The 19,499-nt window shown below is 40.7% G+C and carries 17 protein-coding genes; 8 read left to right on the top strand and 9 right to left on the bottom strand.

The annotated features are described in order from the left end of the window. Positions 1 to 13: 13 nt before the first annotated feature. Both HH214_RS05380 and pdhA read right to left on the bottom strand, forming a co-directional pair. Positions 14 to 1,741 carry a pyruvate dehydrogenase complex dihydrolipoamide acetyltransferase gene (locus HH214_RS05380; protein ID WP_169606357.1) on the bottom strand — a complete coding sequence of 576 codons (1,728 nt, stop codon included), beginning with the start codon at positions 1,739 to 1,741 and terminating at the stop codon, positions 14 to 16. 43 nt (positions 1,742 to 1,784) lie between these two features. Next, positions 1,785 to 2,780, bottom strand: coding sequence for a pyruvate dehydrogenase (acetyl-transferring) E1 component subunit alpha (pdhA, locus tag HH214_RS05375; RefSeq protein ID WP_169606356.1), 996 nt, complete (start codon positions 2,778 to 2,780; stop codon positions 1,785 to 1,787). 266 nt (positions 2,781 to 3,046) lie between these two features. Here pdhA and HH214_RS05370 point away from each other — a divergent pair, with 266 nt between their 5' ends. Next, positions 3,047 to 3,601 carry a C40 family peptidase gene (locus tag HH214_RS05370; protein ID WP_169606355.1) on the top strand — a complete coding sequence of 185 codons (555 nt, stop codon included), beginning with the start codon at positions 3,047 to 3,049 and terminating at the stop codon, positions 3,599 to 3,601. A gap of 45 nt (positions 3,602 to 3,646) precedes the next feature. Here the strand turns inward: HH214_RS05370 and HH214_RS05365 are convergent, their stop codons facing one another. After that, positions 3,647 to 3,832, bottom strand: coding sequence for a hypothetical protein (locus HH214_RS05365; protein WP_169606354.1), 186 nt, complete (start codon positions 3,830 to 3,832; stop codon positions 3,647 to 3,649). Between the two features lie 75 nt (positions 3,833 to 3,907). Here HH214_RS05365 and HH214_RS05360 point away from each other — a divergent pair, with 75 nt between their 5' ends. Continuing rightward, positions 3,908 to 4,837, top strand: a complete 930-nt coding sequence (locus HH214_RS05360) for an SPFH domain-containing protein (protein ID WP_169606353.1) — start codon at positions 3,908 to 3,910, stop codon at positions 4,835 to 4,837. Positions 4,838 to 4,934: 97 nt separating this feature from the next. Here HH214_RS05360 and HH214_RS05355 read toward each other — a convergent pair whose 3' ends face one another. Together HH214_RS05355 and HH214_RS05350 are read right to left on the bottom strand one after the other, a co-directional pair. Next, positions 4,935 to 5,444: a DUF892 family protein gene (locus tag HH214_RS05355; protein ID WP_169606352.1), complete on the bottom strand. Its 510-nt coding sequence runs from the start codon at positions 5,442 to 5,444 to the stop codon at positions 4,935 to 4,937. A 760-nt stretch (positions 5,445 to 6,204) separates the two neighbouring features. Continuing rightward, positions 6,205 to 8,793 carry a ligase-associated DNA damage response DEXH box helicase gene (locus HH214_RS05350; RefSeq protein ID WP_169611054.1) on the bottom strand — a complete coding sequence of 863 codons (2,589 nt, stop codon included), beginning with the start codon at positions 8,791 to 8,793 and terminating at the stop codon, positions 6,205 to 6,207. Positions 8,794 to 8,901: 108 nt separating this feature from the next. Here HH214_RS05350 and HH214_RS05345 point away from each other — a divergent pair, with 108 nt between their 5' ends. The 3 genes from HH214_RS05345 to HH214_RS05335 all read left to right on the top strand — a co-directional run bounded on the left by HH214_RS05345 (position 8,902) and on the right by HH214_RS05335 (position 11,207). Continuing rightward, on the top strand, positions 8,902 to 9,465 hold the full coding sequence (locus HH214_RS05345) for a hypothetical protein (RefSeq protein ID WP_169606351.1): 564 nt from the start codon (positions 8,902 to 8,904) through the stop codon (positions 9,463 to 9,465). A 16-nt stretch (positions 9,466 to 9,481) separates the two neighbouring features. Beyond that, on the top strand, positions 9,482 to 10,273 hold the full coding sequence (locus HH214_RS05340; protein ID WP_169606350.1) for a DUF1835 domain-containing protein: 792 nt from the start codon (positions 9,482 to 9,484) through the stop codon (positions 10,271 to 10,273). 187 nt (positions 10,274 to 10,460) lie between these two features. Beyond that, positions 10,461 to 11,207 (top strand): SDR family NAD(P)-dependent oxidoreductase, encoded by a 747-nt coding sequence (locus tag HH214_RS05335; RefSeq protein ID WP_169606349.1) that lies wholly within the window; start codon positions 10,461 to 10,463, stop codon positions 11,205 to 11,207. Positions 11,208 to 11,317: 110 nt separating this feature from the next. Here HH214_RS05335 and HH214_RS05330 read toward each other — a convergent pair whose 3' ends face one another. Next, the gene (locus HH214_RS05330; RefSeq protein ID WP_169606348.1) at positions 11,318 to 12,865 is read right to left on the bottom strand and encodes a glycoside hydrolase family 10 protein; all 1,548 of its coding nucleotides are present in this window, start codon (positions 12,863 to 12,865) and stop codon (positions 11,318 to 11,320) included. 333 nt (positions 12,866 to 13,198) lie between these two features. Between HH214_RS05330 and HH214_RS05325 the strand changes: the two genes are divergently transcribed. Beyond that, entirely contained in the window at positions 13,199 to 14,125 is a 927-nt protein-coding gene (locus HH214_RS05325) for a hypothetical protein (RefSeq protein WP_169606347.1), read from the top strand. A 90-nt stretch (positions 14,126 to 14,215) separates the two neighbouring features. On the opposite strand, the gene HH214_RS05320 is transcribed toward HH214_RS05325, so the two are convergent. Then, complete coding sequence (locus tag HH214_RS05320) at positions 14,216 to 15,970, bottom strand: ABC transporter ATP-binding protein (protein ID WP_169606346.1); 1,755 nt, start codon at positions 15,968 to 15,970, stop codon at positions 14,216 to 14,218. 80 nt (positions 15,971 to 16,050) lie between these two features. After that, complete coding sequence (frr, locus tag HH214_RS05315; protein ID WP_169606345.1) at positions 16,051 to 16,623, bottom strand: ribosome recycling factor; 573 nt, start codon at positions 16,621 to 16,623, stop codon at positions 16,051 to 16,053. Between the two features lie 132 nt (positions 16,624 to 16,755). On the opposite strand from frr, the gene HH214_RS05310 reads away from it, so the two are divergent. After that, positions 16,756 to 17,553: a glycosyltransferase family 2 protein gene (locus HH214_RS05310; RefSeq protein ID WP_169606344.1), complete on the top strand. Its 798-nt coding sequence runs from the start codon at positions 16,756 to 16,758 to the stop codon at positions 17,551 to 17,553. On the opposite strand, the gene HH214_RS05305 is transcribed toward HH214_RS05310, so the two are convergent. Then, complete coding sequence (locus HH214_RS05305; protein WP_169606343.1) at positions 17,541 to 18,656, bottom strand: glycosyltransferase family 2 protein; 1,116 nt, start codon at positions 18,654 to 18,656, stop codon at positions 17,541 to 17,543. The two genes, HH214_RS05310 and HH214_RS05305, sit on opposite strands and share 13 nt — an antisense overlap. Positions 18,657 to 18,738: 82 nt before the next feature. Here HH214_RS05305 and HH214_RS05300 point away from each other — a divergent pair, with 82 nt between their 5' ends. Next, positions 18,739 to 19,494, top strand: coding sequence for a glycosyltransferase family 2 protein (locus HH214_RS05300; RefSeq protein ID WP_169606342.1), 756 nt, complete (start codon positions 18,739 to 18,741; stop codon positions 19,492 to 19,494). Positions 19,495 to 19,499: the final 5 nt, after the last annotated feature.

Raw genomic sequence — 19,499 nt, 5'->3', positions numbered from 1 at the left:
TTGTTTTATGGTATTAGATTAATAATCTAACAGGTTCTTCCAACAATGCTTTTAATGTTTGCAGGAAGGAAGCGGCTGTTGCACCATCAACTGTACGGTGGTCGGCACTTAAGGTAACCTTCATGATGTTACCTGGAACTACTGCACCATTTTTAACTACCGGTACTGCTTGTATACCGCTAACAGCTAATATACAAGAGTCTGGCGAATTGATGATAGCAGTAAATTCTTCAACACCAAACATGCCTAAGTTAGAAATGGTGAATGTTGAACCTTCCCAATCAGATGGTTGCAGTTTTTTATCTTTTGCTTTTTTAGCAAATTCTTTCACTTCGGCCGAAATGCGGCTTAATGATTTGCCATCAGCAAAACGTACTACAGGTACCAGCAAGCCTTCGTCAACCGCTACAGCAATGCCAATATTTACGTGCTCGTTAAAGCGGATTTTATCTCCTAACCATGATGAGTTAATAGCAGGGTGTTGTTTTAATGCCACAGCACATGCTTTTACAACCAAATCATTAAATGATATTTTAACCGGAGATACTTCGTTCATTTTACCACGAGCCTCAATAGCTGCATCCATATCAATTGACATGGTTACAAAGAAGTGTGGTGCGGTAAATAAACTTTCTGATAAGCGTTTGGCAATAACCTTACGCATTTGAGTAACCGGCTTTTCAGTAAACTTCTCTTCGCCTACAAAAGGAGATAAAGTAATAGTTGGGCCAGCTTTTGCTGCAGCTTCTTTAGCTTTAGCACTAGCGGCTTCTTCTTTTTGTATCTCACCTAATGATGCAGACATTGGCTGTTGTGCAGGAGCAGCTTTTTGCCCATCGGTATTTTGCGCTAATTTTGCAGAAGGGGTAAAGCTTTCTACATCTTTCTTCACAATGCGGCCGCCTTCGGCAGATCCTTTAACGTCGTTCAGATTGATACCTTTATCTTTAGCAATTTTACGTGCCAGCGGAGATGCTTTTACACGGCTGTCGTCTTCTGTTGAACTTTGTGACTCAGCAGAAGCTTCGGCTGGTGCTTCGTTAGTAGCTGGTTGTTCGCCACCTCCTTGCGGAGCAGGAGCGCTGCCACTTTGCAGTAATGGGGTAATATCAGTACCTTCTTTACCTACAATAGCTATAATATCATTTACTTTAGCAGCTTCACCCTCTTTAACACCAATATAAAGCAGGGTACCTTCTTCGTATCCCACAACTTCCATAGTAGCCTTATCGGTTTCTACATCAGCTAACGAATCGTCAGATTTTACTTTATCGCCTACTTTAAAGTTCCATTTATTAATCACACCTTCAGTCATGGTGTCGCTTAACAAAGGCATACGAATTACAGCCGCTGGAATATTAGAAGTATCTACAGCCGGAGCAGCAGGTTTTTCAGCAGCAGGCGCAGCTGGTGCTGCATTAGCTTGTGGCGCAGGTTCAGCCTTTTTCTCTTCGGCTGGTGCACTACCACTTTCGCTGTTTAAAGCAGCTTTGTAGTCTTCACCTTCATTACCAATCACAGCAATAACTGAATCTACTGGAGCAGCTTTACCTTCTTCGGCACCTATATATAAAAGCGTACCTTCTTGGTACGATTCAAAATCCATTGTGGCTTTATCAGTTTCAATCTCAGCCATCAAATCGCCGGATTTTACCTTGTCACCTACTTTTTTATGCCATTTAGCGATAACCCCTTCGGTCATGGTATCGCTCATTTTCGGCATTTTAACTACTTCAGCCATATATTGTTGATGAATAGTTGGTTTAAAATGTTTTAATAAATAGTTAGCTTCTGATGAAAGGATAATCTTTCTCTACATACACATCAGTATAGAGTTCTGATGCATCTGGCCAAGGTGATTCTTCTGAGAACTGAACAGCTTCATCAACCTGGGCTTTTACTTTAGCTGCAATTTCATCAAACCATTTTTCATCGGCATAGCCTTTTTCTTCAATGGCTTTGCGGGTAATCTCAATTGGGTCTTTGGCTTTGTAAGATTCCACCTCATCTTTGGTACGGTACTTCTGCGGGTCAGACATAGAGTGACCTTTGTAGCGGTAAGTACGAATTTCCAAGAAGGTTGGGCCTTCACCAGCACGAGCACGTTGTACGGCTTCATCCATAGCGGTGTGTACAGCTACAGGGTCCATGCCATCAACAGGTGATGAAGGAATACCGTAAGGAATACCTAATTTATAAATATCAGTTTCAGCAGTAGTACGAGCTACAGAAGTTCCCATAGCGTAACCATTGTTTTCACAAACAAATATAACAGGCAGTTTCCAAAGGGCTGCCATATTGAATGTTTCGTTAAGTGCACCTTGGCGTACTGCGCCATCGCCCATGTAAGCTACGCAAACATTATCAGTACCATTGTATTTTTCGGCAAAAGCAATACCAGCACCCAGCGGAATCTGACCGCCTACAATACCATGCCCGCCATAAAAGTTGTTTTCTTTATCAAACATGTGCATAGAGCCACCTTTGCCTTTTGAGCAACCGGTAACTTTACCATACATTTCGGCCATGATGGCGTTCGGGTGTGTACCTTTAGCCAGTGCATGAGCATGGTCACGGTAAGCCGTAATCATCGCATCTTCATGACGTAGTACCGACATAGCACCGGCTAATACTGCTTCCTGACCAATATACAAGTGGCAAAAGCCCCTGATTTTTTGCTGACCGTATAATTGTCCTGTTTTTTCTTCAAAACGACGCATCAGCAGCATTGACTCATACCACCTCAGGTAGGTGTCTTTAGTTATTTCGATGGAACTCATGTATTAAACAATCAATATTCTTTTATTCGAGAATGCGCAAATCTAATTATATCCTTGTAAAAAATAGATGTAAAGCCGTATTTGTTAAAAATTATTTACGCGGCTTTGAGTAATTTTAACCTCAGTGATAGGTTAAATTAATTATAAAATAATTTTTAAGGGATTTGGTATTTTAAAAATAATGTATAGCTTTGTCTTCAACAATAGACACCAGTGTCCAGTTTAAGAAACATAAGGCTTTAAAAAACCTGAAAATAACGAATTAGATGAAGAAATTGTCCCTAGCTATTGCCCTATTTTTGACTGTTCTATCTACCCAAGCACAAACAAAAAGCATTCCAAACATAACTGCTCAAGCGCCTGATGAACAGGAGAGTTTAGCTAAAGATTACTTCTCACAAATTATGGGTGTAGCGATGTCAGCTACTTCAAACGTGAAATTATTTCAATTTGTATATGACTGGATCGGAACGCCTTACCACTTAGGCGGTGATACCAAAAATGGTATTGATTGCTCCGGTTTTGCATACCAGTTATATAATAAAGTATTCAATACTGCTATCGGTAATAACAGCCGTAACATTTTCAGCATGGTTAACCCGGTAGATAAAGAAGAGTTAAAAGAAGGCGATTTGGTTTTCTTTAAAATACACAGTCGGGCTATCACCCATGTAGGCGTTTATATTGGCAACGGCAAATTTGCACATGCATCAAGCAGCAAAGGGGTAATGATCAGTTACCTGGCCGATCCATACTGGACGCGTTATTATTATAAGGGTGGACGCCTGCTTAACGATCAGCAACCTGTTCAGAATAATTAATATAAACATTGATTGAAAGCTCCCGGTCGTCCGGGAGCTTTTTTATTATTGCTCGTCTTTAGTGCCTTTTACCAGGCCAATCCCCGAAAAGAAAAATAGCAAAGAAATTAAGCCTACTACCACCATGGTGGTGGTATCGGTTTTATGCTGAATGATTTCAATACCGGTGTAAATTAAGCCGATAATGCCTAATACGGTGAGTATACCGCCAAATGTCCGTTTTAAATTCATGGATTAAATTATTTTGTTAGTGATCAGTAGTTGACAATTATATTTTTATATTTATTCCCTACTTAACACAATATCATGATTGCCGTTTGGATTATTCTATTTATTTTATTAATTGTTTTCTTTTCATCATTTGTAACCATTAAACAAGGCACTATTGGGGTAATTACCGTTTTTGGTAAATACCGGCGCATACTACTGCCTGGCCTTAATTTTAAGGTGCCTTTAATTGAGCAGCTGTACTCCCGCATTTCTATCCAGAACCGTTCAGTTGAGCTGGAATTTCAGGCGGTAACTATCGATCAGGCGAATGTTTACTTCAAAGCCATGTTACTGTACTCGGTTTTAAACCAGAGTGAAGAGACTATACAAAATGTAGCTTTCAAGTTTGTAGATGAGCGTAACCTGATGCAAGCACTGGTGCGTACGGTAGAAGGTTCGATACGAGCTTACGTAGCCACCAAGCGTCAAAGCGATGTGCTGGTACTTCGCCGTGAAATTGTAGAACACGTAAAAGATCAAATTGACAATATATTGGAAGGCTGGGGTTATCATCTGCAAGATTTGCAACTGAATGATATTACCTTTGATGAAGCCATAATGAAGTCTATGAGCCAGGTAGTGGCCTCCAATAACCTGAAGGCAGCTGCTGAAAACGAAGGTCAAGCTTTGCTGATTACCAAAACTAAAGCTGCCGAGGCCGAGGGTAATGCTATCAAGATTGCTGCTGAAGCTGAACGTCAAGCTTCGCAATTGCGCGGGCAGGGCGTGGCTTTGTTCCGTGAAGAGGTGGCTAAGGGTATGACTGTTGCTGCTAAGGAAATGGAGCAAGCTAATATGGACACTTCTGTTATTTTATTTACCATGTGGACAGAGGCCATCAAACACTTTTCAGAGAACTCTAAAGGTAATGTGATTTTTCTGGATGGCTCGGCTGAGAATATGCAACGTACCATGAAAGAGATGATGAGCATGCATGCCTTGGGTATGGAAGAAAATAAACGTTAAGCTGGTGCACAGTTAATCGAATAACCACTAGTCTGTTTAAACTCCCCCTGCATATTTAGATAGCTTAAAAATTTTGTACCCAAAGCAACAAGACTTGTCAGGCCAGATAATTATCTAACAGCATTGCTAAATCTCTTTTACTACTGGTAGCCTCTAACAGGTTTGCTTTTAAAAGATGTGAAATGTGTTTGGGGTGAAGTTTTACAGCCATTTTGCTTAACAACCGGAATGAGGTGATTTCGAAAGATTCAACCATAATCAAATGCATAATTAATGAACAATCGATTTTGTAAGGGCTGTCAAAACCGATGCTGTTTTTTATATAGTTCTGCAAGTTTAGATCAATGGCCGCTGTTTGATTTTTCGTTATAGCTTCAGCTTTTAGCAAAGCCATAATGATATTCATCCGGAATAGTTGTGCCTGTATATTAATACCACATTGCAGTATGGCTGTTTTTACCGCATGTACATGGGCTTGATCTGACATAAGGGGCAAGTAACCCAATAATTCAGATTTCATTTTAAAAACTTCGTTCAATAACTTAATGAACATGGGCTTTAATTGTTCATCGGGAACAGATAAGTCTTTTTTTAATTCCACTGCCATAATGTTGTAGGTTAATTGGTAAATGAGCCAATGGAATAAGCTGTGAGGGCCCGGCGTACTAGCGTTGTATATACTTAAAGACAACCTAAAATAACCAAAAGTTTAGTTAAATAGAAAGAATTTAGAAGTAATGTGTAACAAATAAGTGGGAAATTCTTACACCAGTTTATTTATTAGATCCAGTGTGTAAAAGCAGATTATGCCAACAGCTTTTTGATACTTGATGGCGGCCTTTTAGTTATAGTAAAAATATGCTAATAAAGTTTGTACGTTATGAAGTGAAGGAGGCGAATAAATATTTAGTAGGATTCTGCTTTCGATGTAAATCAGAAATATTAAAGCATACCAGTTTTTACTAATACACAGTTAATTATAGCTGTGTATGGATAATATACAAGGTATGTTGCCGAGTAGTAAGATACTTCAGGTTAACTTTTGCATTTTATAGCAAATCAGCACTGGTCGAGAAGCATGCAGCAAAAGTGTATTTAGAAAGTAGCTTTGTTTTTGTAATTATTAAAAGCAACTACGATGTTGGCTAAAACTAATCCTGTAATTAAAGTAATCATTATTGTAAGAATATAAAGTTAATCTATTGTTAAATAGACAAAACTTGTTCCATTAGTTTTAAGCGTATATTATAGGTTCAAAATTTATATATTGAGTAAATATGTGTATTTTATTGTGTGATTTTTTCTACAATTTGTGTACTTTTTTGTAGAGTTATGTGGTGTTTATTGAGGAGTGTTTGCTTTCCCTTTTATTTCCTCTTTTTTCGTGGATTAGTAGTAGCAGGAACAATAGGTTCTAGGTCATCATCTTCAAAAGCATCATACCGGCGAGCCATTTTAGCCACACGATCTTCCAAGCTTTCTAAACTTAGTTTTTCACGCAAACCATCTACCAGTATTGGAAAGGCAAAAGGCGTAGGGCGTACTATCTTTTTAATCACAACATTTTGCCGGGCAATGCGCAGTAGAGCCTCGCGTAATCTGAATTCTTCCAGTTGATAGGCCAATGCTTCATTGTAAGCTTGTCTTACCAGCAGGTTGTTTGGTTCGTATTCGCTAAAAACGTCAAACAACAACCCGGTAGAAGCTTGCAAATGCCGGTTTTTAATTTGTTGTCCGGGATAGCCGGTAAACACTAAGCCACCAATGTGAGCAATGTCGCGAAAACGGCGGCGAGCCATTTCATTTGCATTTAAGCTGCTTTGAATATCAGCCAGCAGGTTATGAATAGTAAACAAATCTTCTTCCAGCGCTTCCAGTAAGGGGATCGGCTCATCTGTTAGTAACTCAAAGCCATAATCATTCATGGCAATGCTGTAAGTCGCTTTTTTGATTTTTCCGATGCGGTAAGCAATCAGTGAAGCCATGCCCTCATGCACCAAGCGGCCTTCAAACGGATAAAAAAACAGGTGATAGCCATCTCGGGATTCGAAAGATTCAATCAATAAATCCTGCTTTTGGGGTAAATGGGATAGTTTTTCTTGTAAATTAAACAAGGTGCGTAACGCCAATACTTCTTCATCCTTTTCTAAATGATGAGCTGCTTCGTCCATCTTTTCACGCAATACAAATGATAGCTGCGATGATAGTGGCATACGGCTACCAGCCCAGCTCGGTATTAAGCCCTTTGTAGCGCTCGATTTTTTTACCAAAGCAGTCATCTCTTTCAATTGCACAAACTCCAAGCTCCGACCGGCAAACCAGAAGGTATCACCAGGTTTTAAACGGGCAATAAAGCCTTCTTCAATAGTACCTAAACTACCGCCATGCAGCATTTTTACACGCAGGCTCATCTCGCTGGTAATAGTGCCAATGCTCATGCGGTGGCGCATAGCTACCCGGCGACTGGCTACTTTGTACAGGCCATCATCTACTTCTACTTTTTGGTATTCGTCGTACTCAGACAATGTATTTCCGCCAGTAGTAATAAAGTTTAACAGTTCATCAAATTCCGTACGGCGTAAATCGGCAAAGGCAAATGTCGTTTTAATCTCTTGGTACAATTGGTCGGCCCGAAACCCATCAGACACAGCCAATGTTACCAAGTACTGAATTAACACATCCATAGCCAGCAGTACCGGATCGCGGCTTTCAAAATGTTGTGTACTGATAGCTTGCTTTAAGGCTGCACCTTCCAATAGTTCCAGCGAATGGGTAGGCACAAAATAGGCTACAGATATGGCTCCCGGATGGTGACCGCTACGGCCTGCCCGTTGCATAAAGCGCGCTACACCTTTTGGACTGCCTACTTGTATAACCGTATCTACCGGGCGAAAATCTACCCCTAAATCTAAGCTCGACGTACATACCACCACTTTTAATATACCATTATGCAAAGCTTGTTCTACCCAGTTACGCAACTCATTATCTAACGAGCCGTGGTGCATAGCCATGATACCGGCATACTCAGGGTAATTGTTTAATATAGCATGGTACCATATTTCTGATTGCGCACGGGTGTTGGTAAAAATCAGGGTAGTTTTGCTATTGGCTACAATCTCCATTACTTGTGGTAATAGTTTTAAACCAATGTGTCCTGTCCACGAGTAATTTTCAATATTTTTCGGGATAACCGATTTAATTTGAAGTTTTTTGTCAATATACGCTCGCACCATTTTAATCCGATCTGACGGAAAGTTGTTGCCTAGCAATACTTCTGCGGCCTGCTCCAGGTTACCAATAGTTGCACTGATACCCCAAATTTTGAGTGCAGGTTGCTGACTAGTAACTTGTGGTAACTTTTGATTGCTATGTTTTTCAATACTTGCTAATCGCCAATGACCACTAGCTACCCAGCTACGGAGTCTGGATAAGCCTAGCTCAACCTGTACACCACGTTTGGTACCCAGCAGTTCGTGCCATTCATCAATCACCACCACTTGCAGGTGTTGAAAGGTTTTGGAATAGTCTTTTTGGGCCAGCATTAAATGCAAACTTTCAGGTGTGGTGAGCAGTACTTCAGGCAACTTTTTACGAAGAGCTTGCTTTTCAGCTTGTGATGTATCACCTGTACGTGTACCAATGTGCCATGGTAAGTTTAGCTCATTACATACTTCCTGCATGGCTTTGCGTATATCGTTGGTTAATGCCCGAAGTGGGGTAATCCACAGCATGAGCAACCCATTGTTGATGCGGGTTTGGTAGGTGTCTGGATATTGGTTGATATACCCGGCCAAAAAAGGTAAAAACAGCGCAAAGGTTTTACCGCTACCTGTAGGAGCATTCAACAAACCGGAATAGCCATTCAGGTAAGCTTCCTGCATTTCTTGCTGAAACGGAAACTGCTGCCAGCCTTTTTTTTGATACCACGTCTGAATGATTTGCTGCCCTTTATGCATGTTCACCTAACAAAATAAATATTGATTGGTTAAAAGTATTTAAAAATGCCAATGATATTTAACGTTCGTATTTTAAGTTTTATATGCTGTAGTGGGTTAGTGATAACTATGCTAGGAGCCTGTCAAAATCCGGCAGCACCCTCTAAGGAACAGGCAAGCACTCAACAGGTAGAGGTCAGTCAAAAGGCTAATGCGCTTGCAACTGTACCGGCTAAACAGCAAATTAAAGCCGGACTGAGTGTTGGACAAATTCACTTGAACATGTCGGCTGATAGTGTAGTAGCTTTGTTAGGCAAACCCGACCAGCAAGATGCCGCTATGGGCACTGCTTCCATGACCTGGTATGCTCAGCATAATGCGGCTGGTTATCAAACTAATATTTGTACCAAAGCTGTACAGGAAGGCGCAAGCGGGAGGCAGCATGCGGCTAAAGCGATACGTATTACATCGCCTTGGTTTAAAACACCAGAGGGTGTACAAACCGGTATGCTTTTAAAGGATATACAACATCATTATTCGCTTAAAAACTTAGGCTTTAATGCACACCATAATACGTTGTACGATGACTTACACCTAGGTGTTGCCTTTGAGGTTGATGCCAAGCAAAGATGTATAGCTATACTGGTGCATGTGCCTGATGATGCCCGTGTGGTTAACTTAAACTTCTATTAATCTTGTAATTTAAATTATGGCTGATATACTTCATGTTTTAAACGGTGATGTTACAGCAGAGGCCTTCGGGCAAACTGCATTACCCGGTGATATATTGGTTTGGCGCGAAGTACTGTCGGAAGGGCCATTAGCCGCCAAGCTAGATGCTAATTTCTGGCATGCCCGCCAAGCTTGGATAAGCCAGATGTTTGAAGATAAACCCGAACGTTATCAGGAGTTGGTGCTGCAGGAGTTAGGTAAACTAAATGAACCTTATCCTGAAGTTAACCTGTGGTTTGAATATGATTTGCATTGCCAGATGAATTTGCTTGGCGTAATGCAACTGCTACACCAGCAAACCAACTTAAGTGAACGCACTGTGTACCTGACTTGTCCGGATGCACCTATAGGCGCAATTAATTATAAAAGCTTTGGCGAACTGGATGCTGCACAATTGGAGGATGTTTTTGATAACAGAGTTCAGCTTACCGATTACGATTTTATCTTAGCTGCTGAAGCTTGGTTGGTTTGTGTACATAGTGATGCTGCCGCCATGCAACAGTGGTTTAACCAAGTGCCGTTTTGGGGAAACTTGCCCTTACTGCAATCAGCTTTGCAGGCCCATATAAAACGTATGCAGGTAGATGCACAAGGTTTAAGTTATATTGAGCAAAAACTATTGCATCTATATCAAAACGGTGTTCGGCAGCGTGCTGCCATTTATCATTCTTTCTGGAACGAATCATCAATTTACTGTATGGGTGATATGGAACTGGATATTTATTTAAAGGGGTTAGAAAATAAAGGTTTAATTAACCTTGAAGATTAGTACTTACTACTTTTATGTTTAATTTTCTTCCAGTGCAATATTGATGTTAACTTGTCGTTAAAGTAAAAGTATTCCCCTTACAGAGGCACAACTGCTATTATAGCTTGTGCCTCTGTAAAACCAATCCTAGAATTTTATTGTCTGCTTGCTAAGCTGTTTATATTTGCAGCATTAATCAAACACATCTATGGCAACTTATTTAGTTAGTGGTGCAGGCAGTGGTATTGGTCGTGCTATTGTACAAAACTTGGCTGATGCCGGGCATCAATGTATATTGTTAGGCCGCAATGAAAATCATTTACAAGCTACCTTAAATAGTTTGCCTAATAGCGGTCATCAGCTTCTAGTAGCCGATATCCGCAGCATATCTTCATTACAACAAGCTGCCGGGCTGTTGGGTAGTATAGCCGTTAATGGCCTAATTGCTAACTCTGGCATTGGTGGTGAAAATTATTGGGGTGAGACAGATCGTTGGAACGACATCATCAGCACAAACTTAACGGGTACTTACAATTTTGTGAATACCTTCTTACCACATTTGCGCCAAACGGCGGGTATTAAACAAGTGGTAATTACCTCATCTGTGCTGGCTCGTTTAGGTGTAGCTAATTATTCAGCTTATTGTGCTTCTAAAGCCGGGCTGTTAGGGCTGATGCGCTCATGGGCGGTACAGTGGGCACCGGAAGATATATTGGTAAATGCGATTTGCCCAGGCTGGGTAGATACGGAAATGTCGCAGGAAGGTTTGCAAGGTATTGCTGATGGTATCGGTATTACCAAAGATGAGTTTTACAACATAGCAATGCAAAGCGTACCCTTGCGCCGCATGAGCCAGCCTGAAGAAATTGCAGATTTGATAGCTTATTTGCTTAGTCAACGTTCAATCACCGGGCAAACGCTGGATATTAACTGCGGTGCTGTAATGAATAGTTAAAGTGTATTCATGAAGATAGTTAAGTTGGAAAATGTGGTTACGATTTTCAGCTTAAACAATATTCATCATGTTTAACAAAAAAGGGGCTGTATAATACAGTCCCTTTTTTGTTATCGGTAAGCTATCGTTGTAGTAACCGGCGGGCTTTCATTTTTAAGCCTGTCTAGGGCTGTTACAATGTACGTGTAATTCTTTCCCTTTTCGGCTGTTTCATCTTCAGCCGTAGTAGCTGTATTGTACTGGATATGCAGAATATGGCTGGCACCGCTCAAGTCAATTTTTTCACCTTCGTAAAAGCGATAAACTACGTAGCCGTATACCGCTTCTTTATCATGAGCCAGTAAGGGGATCTGCCAATTTAGAGTTAAACCACGTTCTTCATTTCTTGAAACCAATAATTGACGTGGTGCGTTAGGTGCTACTGAATCCAGCCAGAGCATAACTGGCGGTAAAGCTGGGGTTTTATAATAATGAGTTCGCAACGAATCGTTAAAGCCCAAAATATTACGACGTAAAGAAGCAGAGCTGAAAAATACGCTGCCCTGCACACGTGGGTTATTACGCAGGTAACGTATTTGTGCCGTAAGCTGATCCGGGTTTTTAAAGCCAGTTGAGGCTATTTCGTTACCTCGGTAGGCTGCTTGACCAACATAGAGGTGGTGGTTAAAAGCATTATCACTCCACCAGCTCACCAGTTTTTCGAAAGCCGCAGCCCGGTTACCAAAAGGCCAATAAATTTGTGGATTGATATAATCCAGCCAACCTTCAGCTATCCATTTTTGACTATCAGCAAACTGTTCATCGTATGATGATCCACCATGCGTGTCCGATCCTTCTGAATCGTCTGATTTATTGCGCCAAATACCAAATGGGCTAATGCCAAACTTAATATAAGGCTTATGCTTATGAATACTATCCGCTAAGCTATGAATTAACAGATCTACATTATTGCGACGCCAATCTTTGATGTTATCAAAGCCGCTACCATATTGCGCATAAGTAGCTGCATCATTAATGTGTTGCCCGGCAATAGGGTAGGGATAGAAGTAATCGTCCATGTGTATACCGTCCACATCATAGTTATCCACCACATCCAATATCACCTGCACAATATAGGCGCGAACTTCAGGCAGCCCAGGATTAAACAACTTGCGTCCTCCGTAAATAAAAAACCAATCAGGATGCAGTTTGGTAACATGTTGCGGACTTAAAGCGGCAAAGTTGCCGTCCATAGTAGCTCTGTAAGGATTAAACCAGGCATGAAGCTCCATACCACGTTTATGCGCCTCAGTAATGGCAAACTCTAGTGGATCATATGCAATGCTGGGGGCTTGACCCTGGTGTCCGCTCAACCATTTTGACCAGGGTTCACGGCTTTTAGCATAAAAAGCATCAGCCGCCGGGCGTACCTGTAGCATAATAGCGTTAATGCCGGTTTGCTGATGATAATTCAGAATATTAGTTAGTTCCTGCTGCTGCCGCTCGGCAGGCAGTCCGGGCCGGCTAGGCCAATCTACATTGGTAACGGTAGCTACCCATACCCCCCTGAATTCGCGCTTAGGCGCAGGGTGTATTTGTTTAATGGTATCGGTTTGGGCATGTAGTTGTAATACTGCAAGTCCTATAGATAGTATCAGCACTAATCGTTTAAATAGCATACCGTTAACACATTGATTTGAGGGTGACAAAGATAATTAACTTATGGTTAGCAGGTTTAGTATAACCTTCCTTTTATAAGGTGCTTTTTGTGATTTTATGATTTTGTAATTATTTTTAGCGCGTTGGGTTTGTCCTGATGGCTATGTTTATTTAGTGTATTTGTTTGTAAGTCAATGGGTTTTTGTTTCCTAGATTAGAATGTCCTGTAATAAACACTTAGACTTTACAGCGTATTATAAATGTTAACTATAAATTTGTTTCACAAGCCTGATATGATTTTTTAATCAAAAGGCGTTATTAAGAGAATATCTAACCAATAATTGTTAAACTCTATGGAAAATAAAACCGGACAAAACACCAATCGAAAAAACTCAAACGTAATATACTTTCTGATCGCGGTAGTAGTGGCTTTGTTGGGTACGGACGTTTATCTGTACATGCAGAAAAAATCGGACGTTGCTAAAATTGTTTATCAAAAAGAAGATGAAAAACACCGCTTGCAAACCGAGCTGGATAGCTTGGAAGCTCAAATTCAGCAGGTAAATAGTGTAAGTGAAGGAAAAACTAAGCTGAATGCAGCTATGCAGGCCCGTAATGATTCATTGCAGGCTAAAATAAAGGTTTTAAGACGTGCTCTGGCCAAAGGCCAGCTTTCGGTAGCCGAATTAAAACAGGCACAGGAAGATGTAAAGCAACTACGTTATTTTGTAACAAAATATACTGCTGATATTGAAGACCTGAAACGTCAGAACGCTTCGCTAACTACCGAGCGTGATACACTGAAAACTAATCTGGCAACAGTATCACAAAAAGCTACTACACTGGCTCAGCAAAACGAAGAACTGAACACTAAAGTAAAAGTAGCTTCAGCCTTAAAACTGGGTGCTGCTGAAGTAACTGCTTATAAAGTAAAAGGTAGCGGCAAAGAAGTAGATGTAAACAGAGCAGGTCCGGCTAAAAAGATTAAAGTTAATTTTAATATAGCCAGCAACGCCGTAGCCGAAAAAGGTAGTCACGATATTTTTATGCGAATTATTGACCCTGCCGGTAACCTGATTGTACCTGCCGATAGCGGTACGTTTACAGCCGACGGTCAGGATTTACAATATACTTACAGAACCTCAATTGACTTTAAAGATGATGGTTCTACTTACACCCTGGATTGGGTAAACCCTGATAAATTCCAGAAAGGTGAATATACTGTGTTGCTTTATGCCGATGGTTATACCATGGGTAAAACAAGCTTTAGATTAAAGTAATAACAAATAGTTCCTTTTATGAAAAGCGCCCAGATGTTTAAAACATCTGGGCGCTTTTATTATAAATATACATTGGCTTATAAATCCTAATTAAATCTCTGCTGTGTATTTCTCACCAATTTGCTGTCGCCACATAGCAAAATATAGGCCTTTTTGGAATAGTAAATCTTGGTGGCGACCTTGTTCAATAATATGGCCTTTTTCCAGCACGTAAATACGATCGGCATGCATAATGGTGCTTAAACGGTGCGCAATCAGTATGGTAATATGGTCATGGTCTTCCGATACATCCTTGATAGTTTCTGTAATTTCCTCTTCTGTTAAGGAGTCAAGAGCCGAGGTTGCTTCGTCAAAAACCAAAATGTCCGGCTGGCGCAGTAATGCACGCGCAATAGATAATCGTTGCTTCTCGCCACCCGATACTTTTACACCGCCTTCACCAATTACAGTATCTAAACCTTTGTCGGCACGGGCTAGTAATGTTTGACAGGCAGCCCGGTGTAGTACATTCATGCACTCTTCATCAGTAGCACCGGGACGTACAAACTGTAAGTTCTCGCGAATAGTACCTGAAAATAGCTGAGTATCTTGCGTTACAAAGCCTACCTTTTCACGTAATTTATCTAAATCAATCTCTTTGCTTAAAACACCGTTGTACAGCACATCGCCTTCCATAGGTTGATACAAGCCCACTAATAGTTTAACCAGTGTGGTTTTACCTGATCCTGACGGGCCAACAAAGGCTATAGTTTCGCCGGTTTTTACTTCAAAGCTAATTTGGTTTAATGCATTTCGATTAGCCGTTAGGTGTTTAAAGCTAACTCCGCTAAAATTTAAGTCGGTAATTTTTTCCAGCAACACTGGCTTTTCAGGTTTGATATCTACAGGAGCATTCAAGATACGCTCAAAGTTTCCTAAAGATACCTCAGCCTCCCTCCATGACAAGATTACATTGCCCAATTCTTGCAAAGGATTAAATAAAAAGAAGGAGTAAAACAAAAAGCTGAAATATTGACCGGGTGATATAGTTTGCTGAAAAATAAGCAATAGCAAAATGACTACCATGGTGCTGCGCACCAAGTTAACCGTAGTGCCTTGTATGAAGCTCATGCTACGCACATATTTTACTTTACGTAGTTCCAGGTCTAATATTTTGTAGGTGGTTTTATTCAGGCGTTCAATCTCTTGGTTTACCAAGCCCAAGCTTTTCACCAGTTCAATATTACGGAGCGACTCGGTGGTAGAGCCCGCCAGTGATGTAGTTTCAGCAATAATGGTGCGCTGTATGGTTTTAATTCTGCGGCTTAGTGCCGAACTTACAAAACCAATAACGGGTATAGCGGCAAAATAAACCAAGGTTACTTTGTAGCTTACACTAATCGAGTAAACTGTAACAAACGCCATACCTATTAAACTTACAAAAAGTACACTGATAAAGGAAGTGATAAACTTCTCAGAATCTAACCGTACTTTTTGCAGAATGCCTAACGTTTCACCACTGCGCTGATCTTCAAAAACCTGATAGGGTAGCTCTAATGAATGCTTTAAACCATCCGCATACATATTGGCACCTACCTTTTGTGTGATGATATTAGTAAAATAATCTTGAAAGTTTTTTGCTATGCGCGATACCATAGCGGCACTTACTGCCAAACCGACCATACCTAATACGCCCCAAACAAAATCATGATGGCTAAGCGTACTCCGCTTTTCAATAAAGCCATCCACCACACGGCCGGTAATATAAGGGTCGAGCAGAGAAAATCCTTGGTTAATAGCAGCCAGCAACAGAGCCAGCAAAACTACATTGCGATGTTTGGATAGGTAGGATAAAAGTAACTTCATGATAACAATCAGGTGTAAAAATAACAAAGGGAATGATGCACTGCATTCATTCCCTTTAATTTGACGTTCAGTTTAAAAAACTAAACAGTCATGATATCTTTTTCTTTAGCTTCTGATAACTGATCAACTTTTACAATGTAGGTATCTACCAGTTTTTGTACATCAGCTTCACCTGCTTTGATTTCGTCTTCCGATACGCCATCAGATTTTAATTTCTTAATCTTCTCATTGGTATCTTTACGAATGTTGCGGATAGCAATTTTACCATTTTCAGCTTCTGCTTTCAATTTTTTAACTAAATCACGGCGGCGCTCTTCTGTTAATGGAGGTACGTTGATGCGGATAATGCTACCATCGTTTTGCGGGTTAAAGCCTAAATTAGCTTCTTTAATTGCTTTTTCGATAGGTCCCAGCAATGACTTTTCCCAAGGCTGTACCACAATAGTGCGGGCATCAGGGGTATTAACGTTACCTACCTGGTTCAGCGGGGTCGGATTGCCGTAGTAATCAACATATATACTGTCCAGCATGCCAGGGCTGGCTTTGCCGGCCCGTATTTTAGATAACTCGTTATCAGCATGAACGATTGCTTTTTCCATAGCAGCCTTGGCATCGTTCAATTGTTTCTTAATGAGATCACTCGTTTCGCTCATTGTTTTTCAATTTATTGTATACAAAAGTAATAATAATTTGTACAGTGCAGAACTGGCATAAATAATAAAAGGCGCTTATTTTTTGCGGTCGGCTTAAGCATTTTCTTACTTTTGTACCCGTTTGTTAACACCATGTCTCATAAAGGGTTTACTGTAGCTGTACTGATTTCTACTTATAACTGGCCGCAAGCACTTGATTTGGTGTTGTTGAGCCTGTTGCAGCAAACTCGCCAGCCTGATGAAATATTAATTGCTGATGATGGCTCTAAGCCAGAGACACGAGAACTAATTGACCAGTTTCGTACCCGATTTACTATTCCGGTTAAGCATGTTTGGCAAAAAGATAAAGGTTTTCGCAAATGCCTTATTTTGAATAAGGCTGTAAAGGAAGGTACATCAGATTATATTATCGAGATAGATGGGGATATCATCGTTAATGCTAAGTTTGTAAGTGATCATATAGCTGCTGCACGTAAAGGTTACTTTGTGCAGGGTAGCCGTGCTATGCTAACAGACGAGAAAACACAGGAGATTATTAAAACGCGGCAAATTAATTTTCATTCACTTTCGCCTGGCGTTTACAGCCGGTTTAATGCAGTCCGCATTCCGGCACTATCTGTTTTCTTTAATCCTAATCCGCGTAGTTCATGGAACGTGAAGGGGTGTAACCTGGCTTTCTGGCGTGATGATTATATTCGGGTAAATGGGTATTATAACGATTTTGAAGGATGGGGCTGGGAGGATTACGAATTTGGTGCCCGACTGATTAATGCCGGCATTCTAAAAAAGCGTTTGAAAATGGCAGCTATCAGCTACCATATTTTTCATCCGATACATGATCGGGAAAACTTTTTACCTAACGAATTAATTTACCGTAAAACAGTAGAAGAAAAACTAACTTATTGCCCCAGCGGATATCACGAGGTGTAAATAAGGCTGATTGCCATAACTAGCAATAAAAAGATTATCAACTTAATAATCTTCCATCGGTTCAACCTAAACGCTTGCGGATGTGGTTTATGAAAACTACCATCCGTTCGTAAGCCCAGTTCTTGTATTCGGCCCAAACGTAACCAGCTCCACAAACGGCCTGCTTCCATAACGTTTTTGTGCAAGGTAACTTGCCAAGCTACATTCAAACTGTACGTATGTCCTATTTTAATAGTGCGGTAGTAATTGGTAGTAAACTCAGCCAAAGCCTGAGCTATAGCCATTATTAATACCCATTTTGGTGACCAACCTCCAATAAATGCAAGTAGTAAAGCTACTGTAAGCAGTAGCAAAGTTTCCAGTGTGTTGGTGAAATCATAATGAGTATAAAGTTGTATGGGCAGTAACCGTGCTGCTTCACCCGCTCCTTCACCATATAAAAATAAGCGTCGGGTTTGTATGCGTCCATTACCCCACCAAGGGTGATGCACAATGGCATTGGGCACTGCTTGATACTTTTGCAAATGGTTAGCTTGAGCGTTCCTGAATAGTAGCTCCATATCCTCCGTGCTTTTAGTAAGCTCTGGTAAAAATCGGCGGTTACCCAGCTTAGACCGGTTAAGCATTACATTAGCTGTGGCTGACCAGTACATTTCCGGCTCGTGTCTGGCTCGTTGGAAATGAGTAGATACTCCGGTAATTTGCAAAGCCTGAGTTACAGTGTTAATAGGGGGCGGAAACTCCGTTACGCCTACAAAGCCTATCGCTTCGGGTTGTAAACTTATTTCTTGGGCATAAGCCTGTAATAAGTTTTTCTCAGGCGTAACATCGTCGTCCAACAACAGGATCCAATGGCCTTGTCCGGCATCAATGCCTTTATTGCGGGTTCGGGAAAACCCTAAGTTTTGTTCATTAATGAGTAAATGTACATCGTTTCTCCCGCTAAGCTGCTGAATAGAATCAGGTACTTTTACTTTTGGATTATCAGCTACCACATAGTAGTTGATAATAAAACCTTCAGGTGGGGTAAGGTTAAGCATGGGCAGTAGATATCGTTCATCCAACCGGAATGAGGGAATTATAATATCAATGCTGTTGGCCATAGCACAAAATAAAGGTATCTGTATGATAAAACACCGACTTGCTTGAACAATTATATATTTGCCTCATTCCTGAAAAAAAGTAATGAAGCAAGGCGGCACCCGAATATGGGCAAATAATCATGAGCATCAGCCAATGGTAAGCATTATCATTGTGACGTTCAATGCTAGCAAATACTTGGATGAATGTTTGCAGTCCATTTTCAAGCAATCGTTTACTGATTATGAATTAATTATTAAGGATGGCAGCAGTACAGATGGTACCTTGGCAATTTTAGAAAAGTATCAGCAGCAAATTACTTATTGGGAAAGCTCGCCCGATCAGGGTATTTATGATGCTATGAACCAAGCTGTAAAGTTAACTCGTGGCCGGTGGATTTATTTTTTAGGAGCTGATGACCGCTTATTGGAAGGTTTTAGTACCATGTGCCAACAGCTGCAACAGCCGGATACTTTATATTACGGAAATTGCATGAGCGACAAAGGCCTGTTAGGTGGCCAGTATTCTGCTTATAAAATAGCCAAATACGCTATCTGCCAACAAGCTTTATTTTACCCTAAAGTAGTGTTTCAAAAATACCAGTATCATACGCAATACCACGTTTATGCTGATTATGCTTTAAATCTGCAATGTTGGGGTGATAAAGCTATCATCAAAAACTATTTTCCTATTTCGGTAGCTTGGTATACGCTTACCGGCTATTCGGCGGTAGCTCAGGATAACTTGTTTAAACAGCACAAACCTTTATTGATTAAGCAAAGCATGGGTTGGCTGATGTATCTACGCTTTTTATACAAAAGGCGTAAAGAACAGCGCCGTCCGGGTAGTAACTTTTATTAAATATG

The sequence above is a fragment of the Mucilaginibacter robiniae genome (genome assembly GCF_012849215.1).
Taxonomy (GTDB): Bacteria; Bacteroidota; Bacteroidia; order Sphingobacteriales; family Sphingobacteriaceae; genus Mucilaginibacter; species Mucilaginibacter robiniae.
Note: the sequence above shows the minus strand (reverse complement) of the source record. Positions and strands in the feature narration are given on the sequence as shown.

What these genes read in the sequence shown, in the direction of transcription:
- HH214_RS05380 (WP_169606357.1), bottom strand. Translation starts at nt 1,741, where the DNA reads ATGGCTGAAGTAGTTAAAATGCCGAAAATGAGCGATACCATGACCGAA.
- pdhA (WP_169606356.1), bottom strand. Translation starts at nt 2,780, where the DNA reads ATGAGTTCCATCGAAATAACTAAAGACACCTACCTGAGGTGGTATGAG.
- HH214_RS05370 (WP_169606355.1), top strand. Translation starts at nt 3,047, where the DNA reads ATGAAGAAATTGTCCCTAGCTATTGCCCTATTTTTGACTGTTCTATCT.
- HH214_RS05365 (WP_169606354.1), bottom strand. Translation starts at nt 3,832, where the DNA reads ATGAATTTAAAACGGACATTTGGCGGTATACTCACCGTATTAGGCATT.
- HH214_RS05360 (WP_169606353.1), top strand. Translation starts at nt 3,908, where the DNA reads ATGATTGCCGTTTGGATTATTCTATTTATTTTATTAATTGTTTTCTTT.
- HH214_RS05355 (WP_169606352.1), bottom strand. Translation starts at nt 5,444, where the DNA reads ATGGCAGTGGAATTAAAAAAAGACTTATCTGTTCCCGATGAACAATTA.
- HH214_RS05350 (WP_169611054.1), bottom strand. Translation starts at nt 8,793, where the DNA reads ATGCATAAAGGGCAGCAAATCATTCAGACGTGGTATCAAAAAAAAGGC.
- HH214_RS05345 (WP_169606351.1), top strand. Translation starts at nt 8,902, where the DNA reads ATGCTAGGAGCCTGTCAAAATCCGGCAGCACCCTCTAAGGAACAGGCA.
- HH214_RS05340 (WP_169606350.1), top strand. Translation starts at nt 9,482, where the DNA reads ATGGCTGATATACTTCATGTTTTAAACGGTGATGTTACAGCAGAGGCC.
- HH214_RS05335 (WP_169606349.1), top strand. Translation starts at nt 10,461, where the DNA reads ATGGCAACTTATTTAGTTAGTGGTGCAGGCAGTGGTATTGGTCGTGCT.
- HH214_RS05330 (WP_169606348.1), bottom strand. Translation starts at nt 12,865, where the DNA reads ATGCTATTTAAACGATTAGTGCTGATACTATCTATAGGACTTGCAGTA.
- HH214_RS05325 (WP_169606347.1), top strand. Translation starts at nt 13,199, where the DNA reads ATGGAAAATAAAACCGGACAAAACACCAATCGAAAAAACTCAAACGTA.
- HH214_RS05320 (WP_169606346.1), bottom strand. Translation starts at nt 15,970, where the DNA reads ATGAAGTTACTTTTATCCTACCTATCCAAACATCGCAATGTAGTTTTG.
- frr (WP_169606345.1), bottom strand. Translation starts at nt 16,623, where the DNA reads ATGAGCGAAACGAGTGATCTCATTAAGAAACAATTGAACGATGCCAAG.
- HH214_RS05310 (WP_169606344.1), top strand. Translation starts at nt 16,756, where the DNA reads ATGTCTCATAAAGGGTTTACTGTAGCTGTACTGATTTCTACTTATAAC.
- HH214_RS05305 (WP_169606343.1), bottom strand. Translation starts at nt 18,656, where the DNA reads ATGGCCAACAGCATTGATATTATAATTCCCTCATTCCGGTTGGATGAA.
- HH214_RS05300 (WP_169606342.1), top strand. Translation starts at nt 18,739, where the DNA reads ATGAAGCAAGGCGGCACCCGAATATGGGCAAATAATCATGAGCATCAG.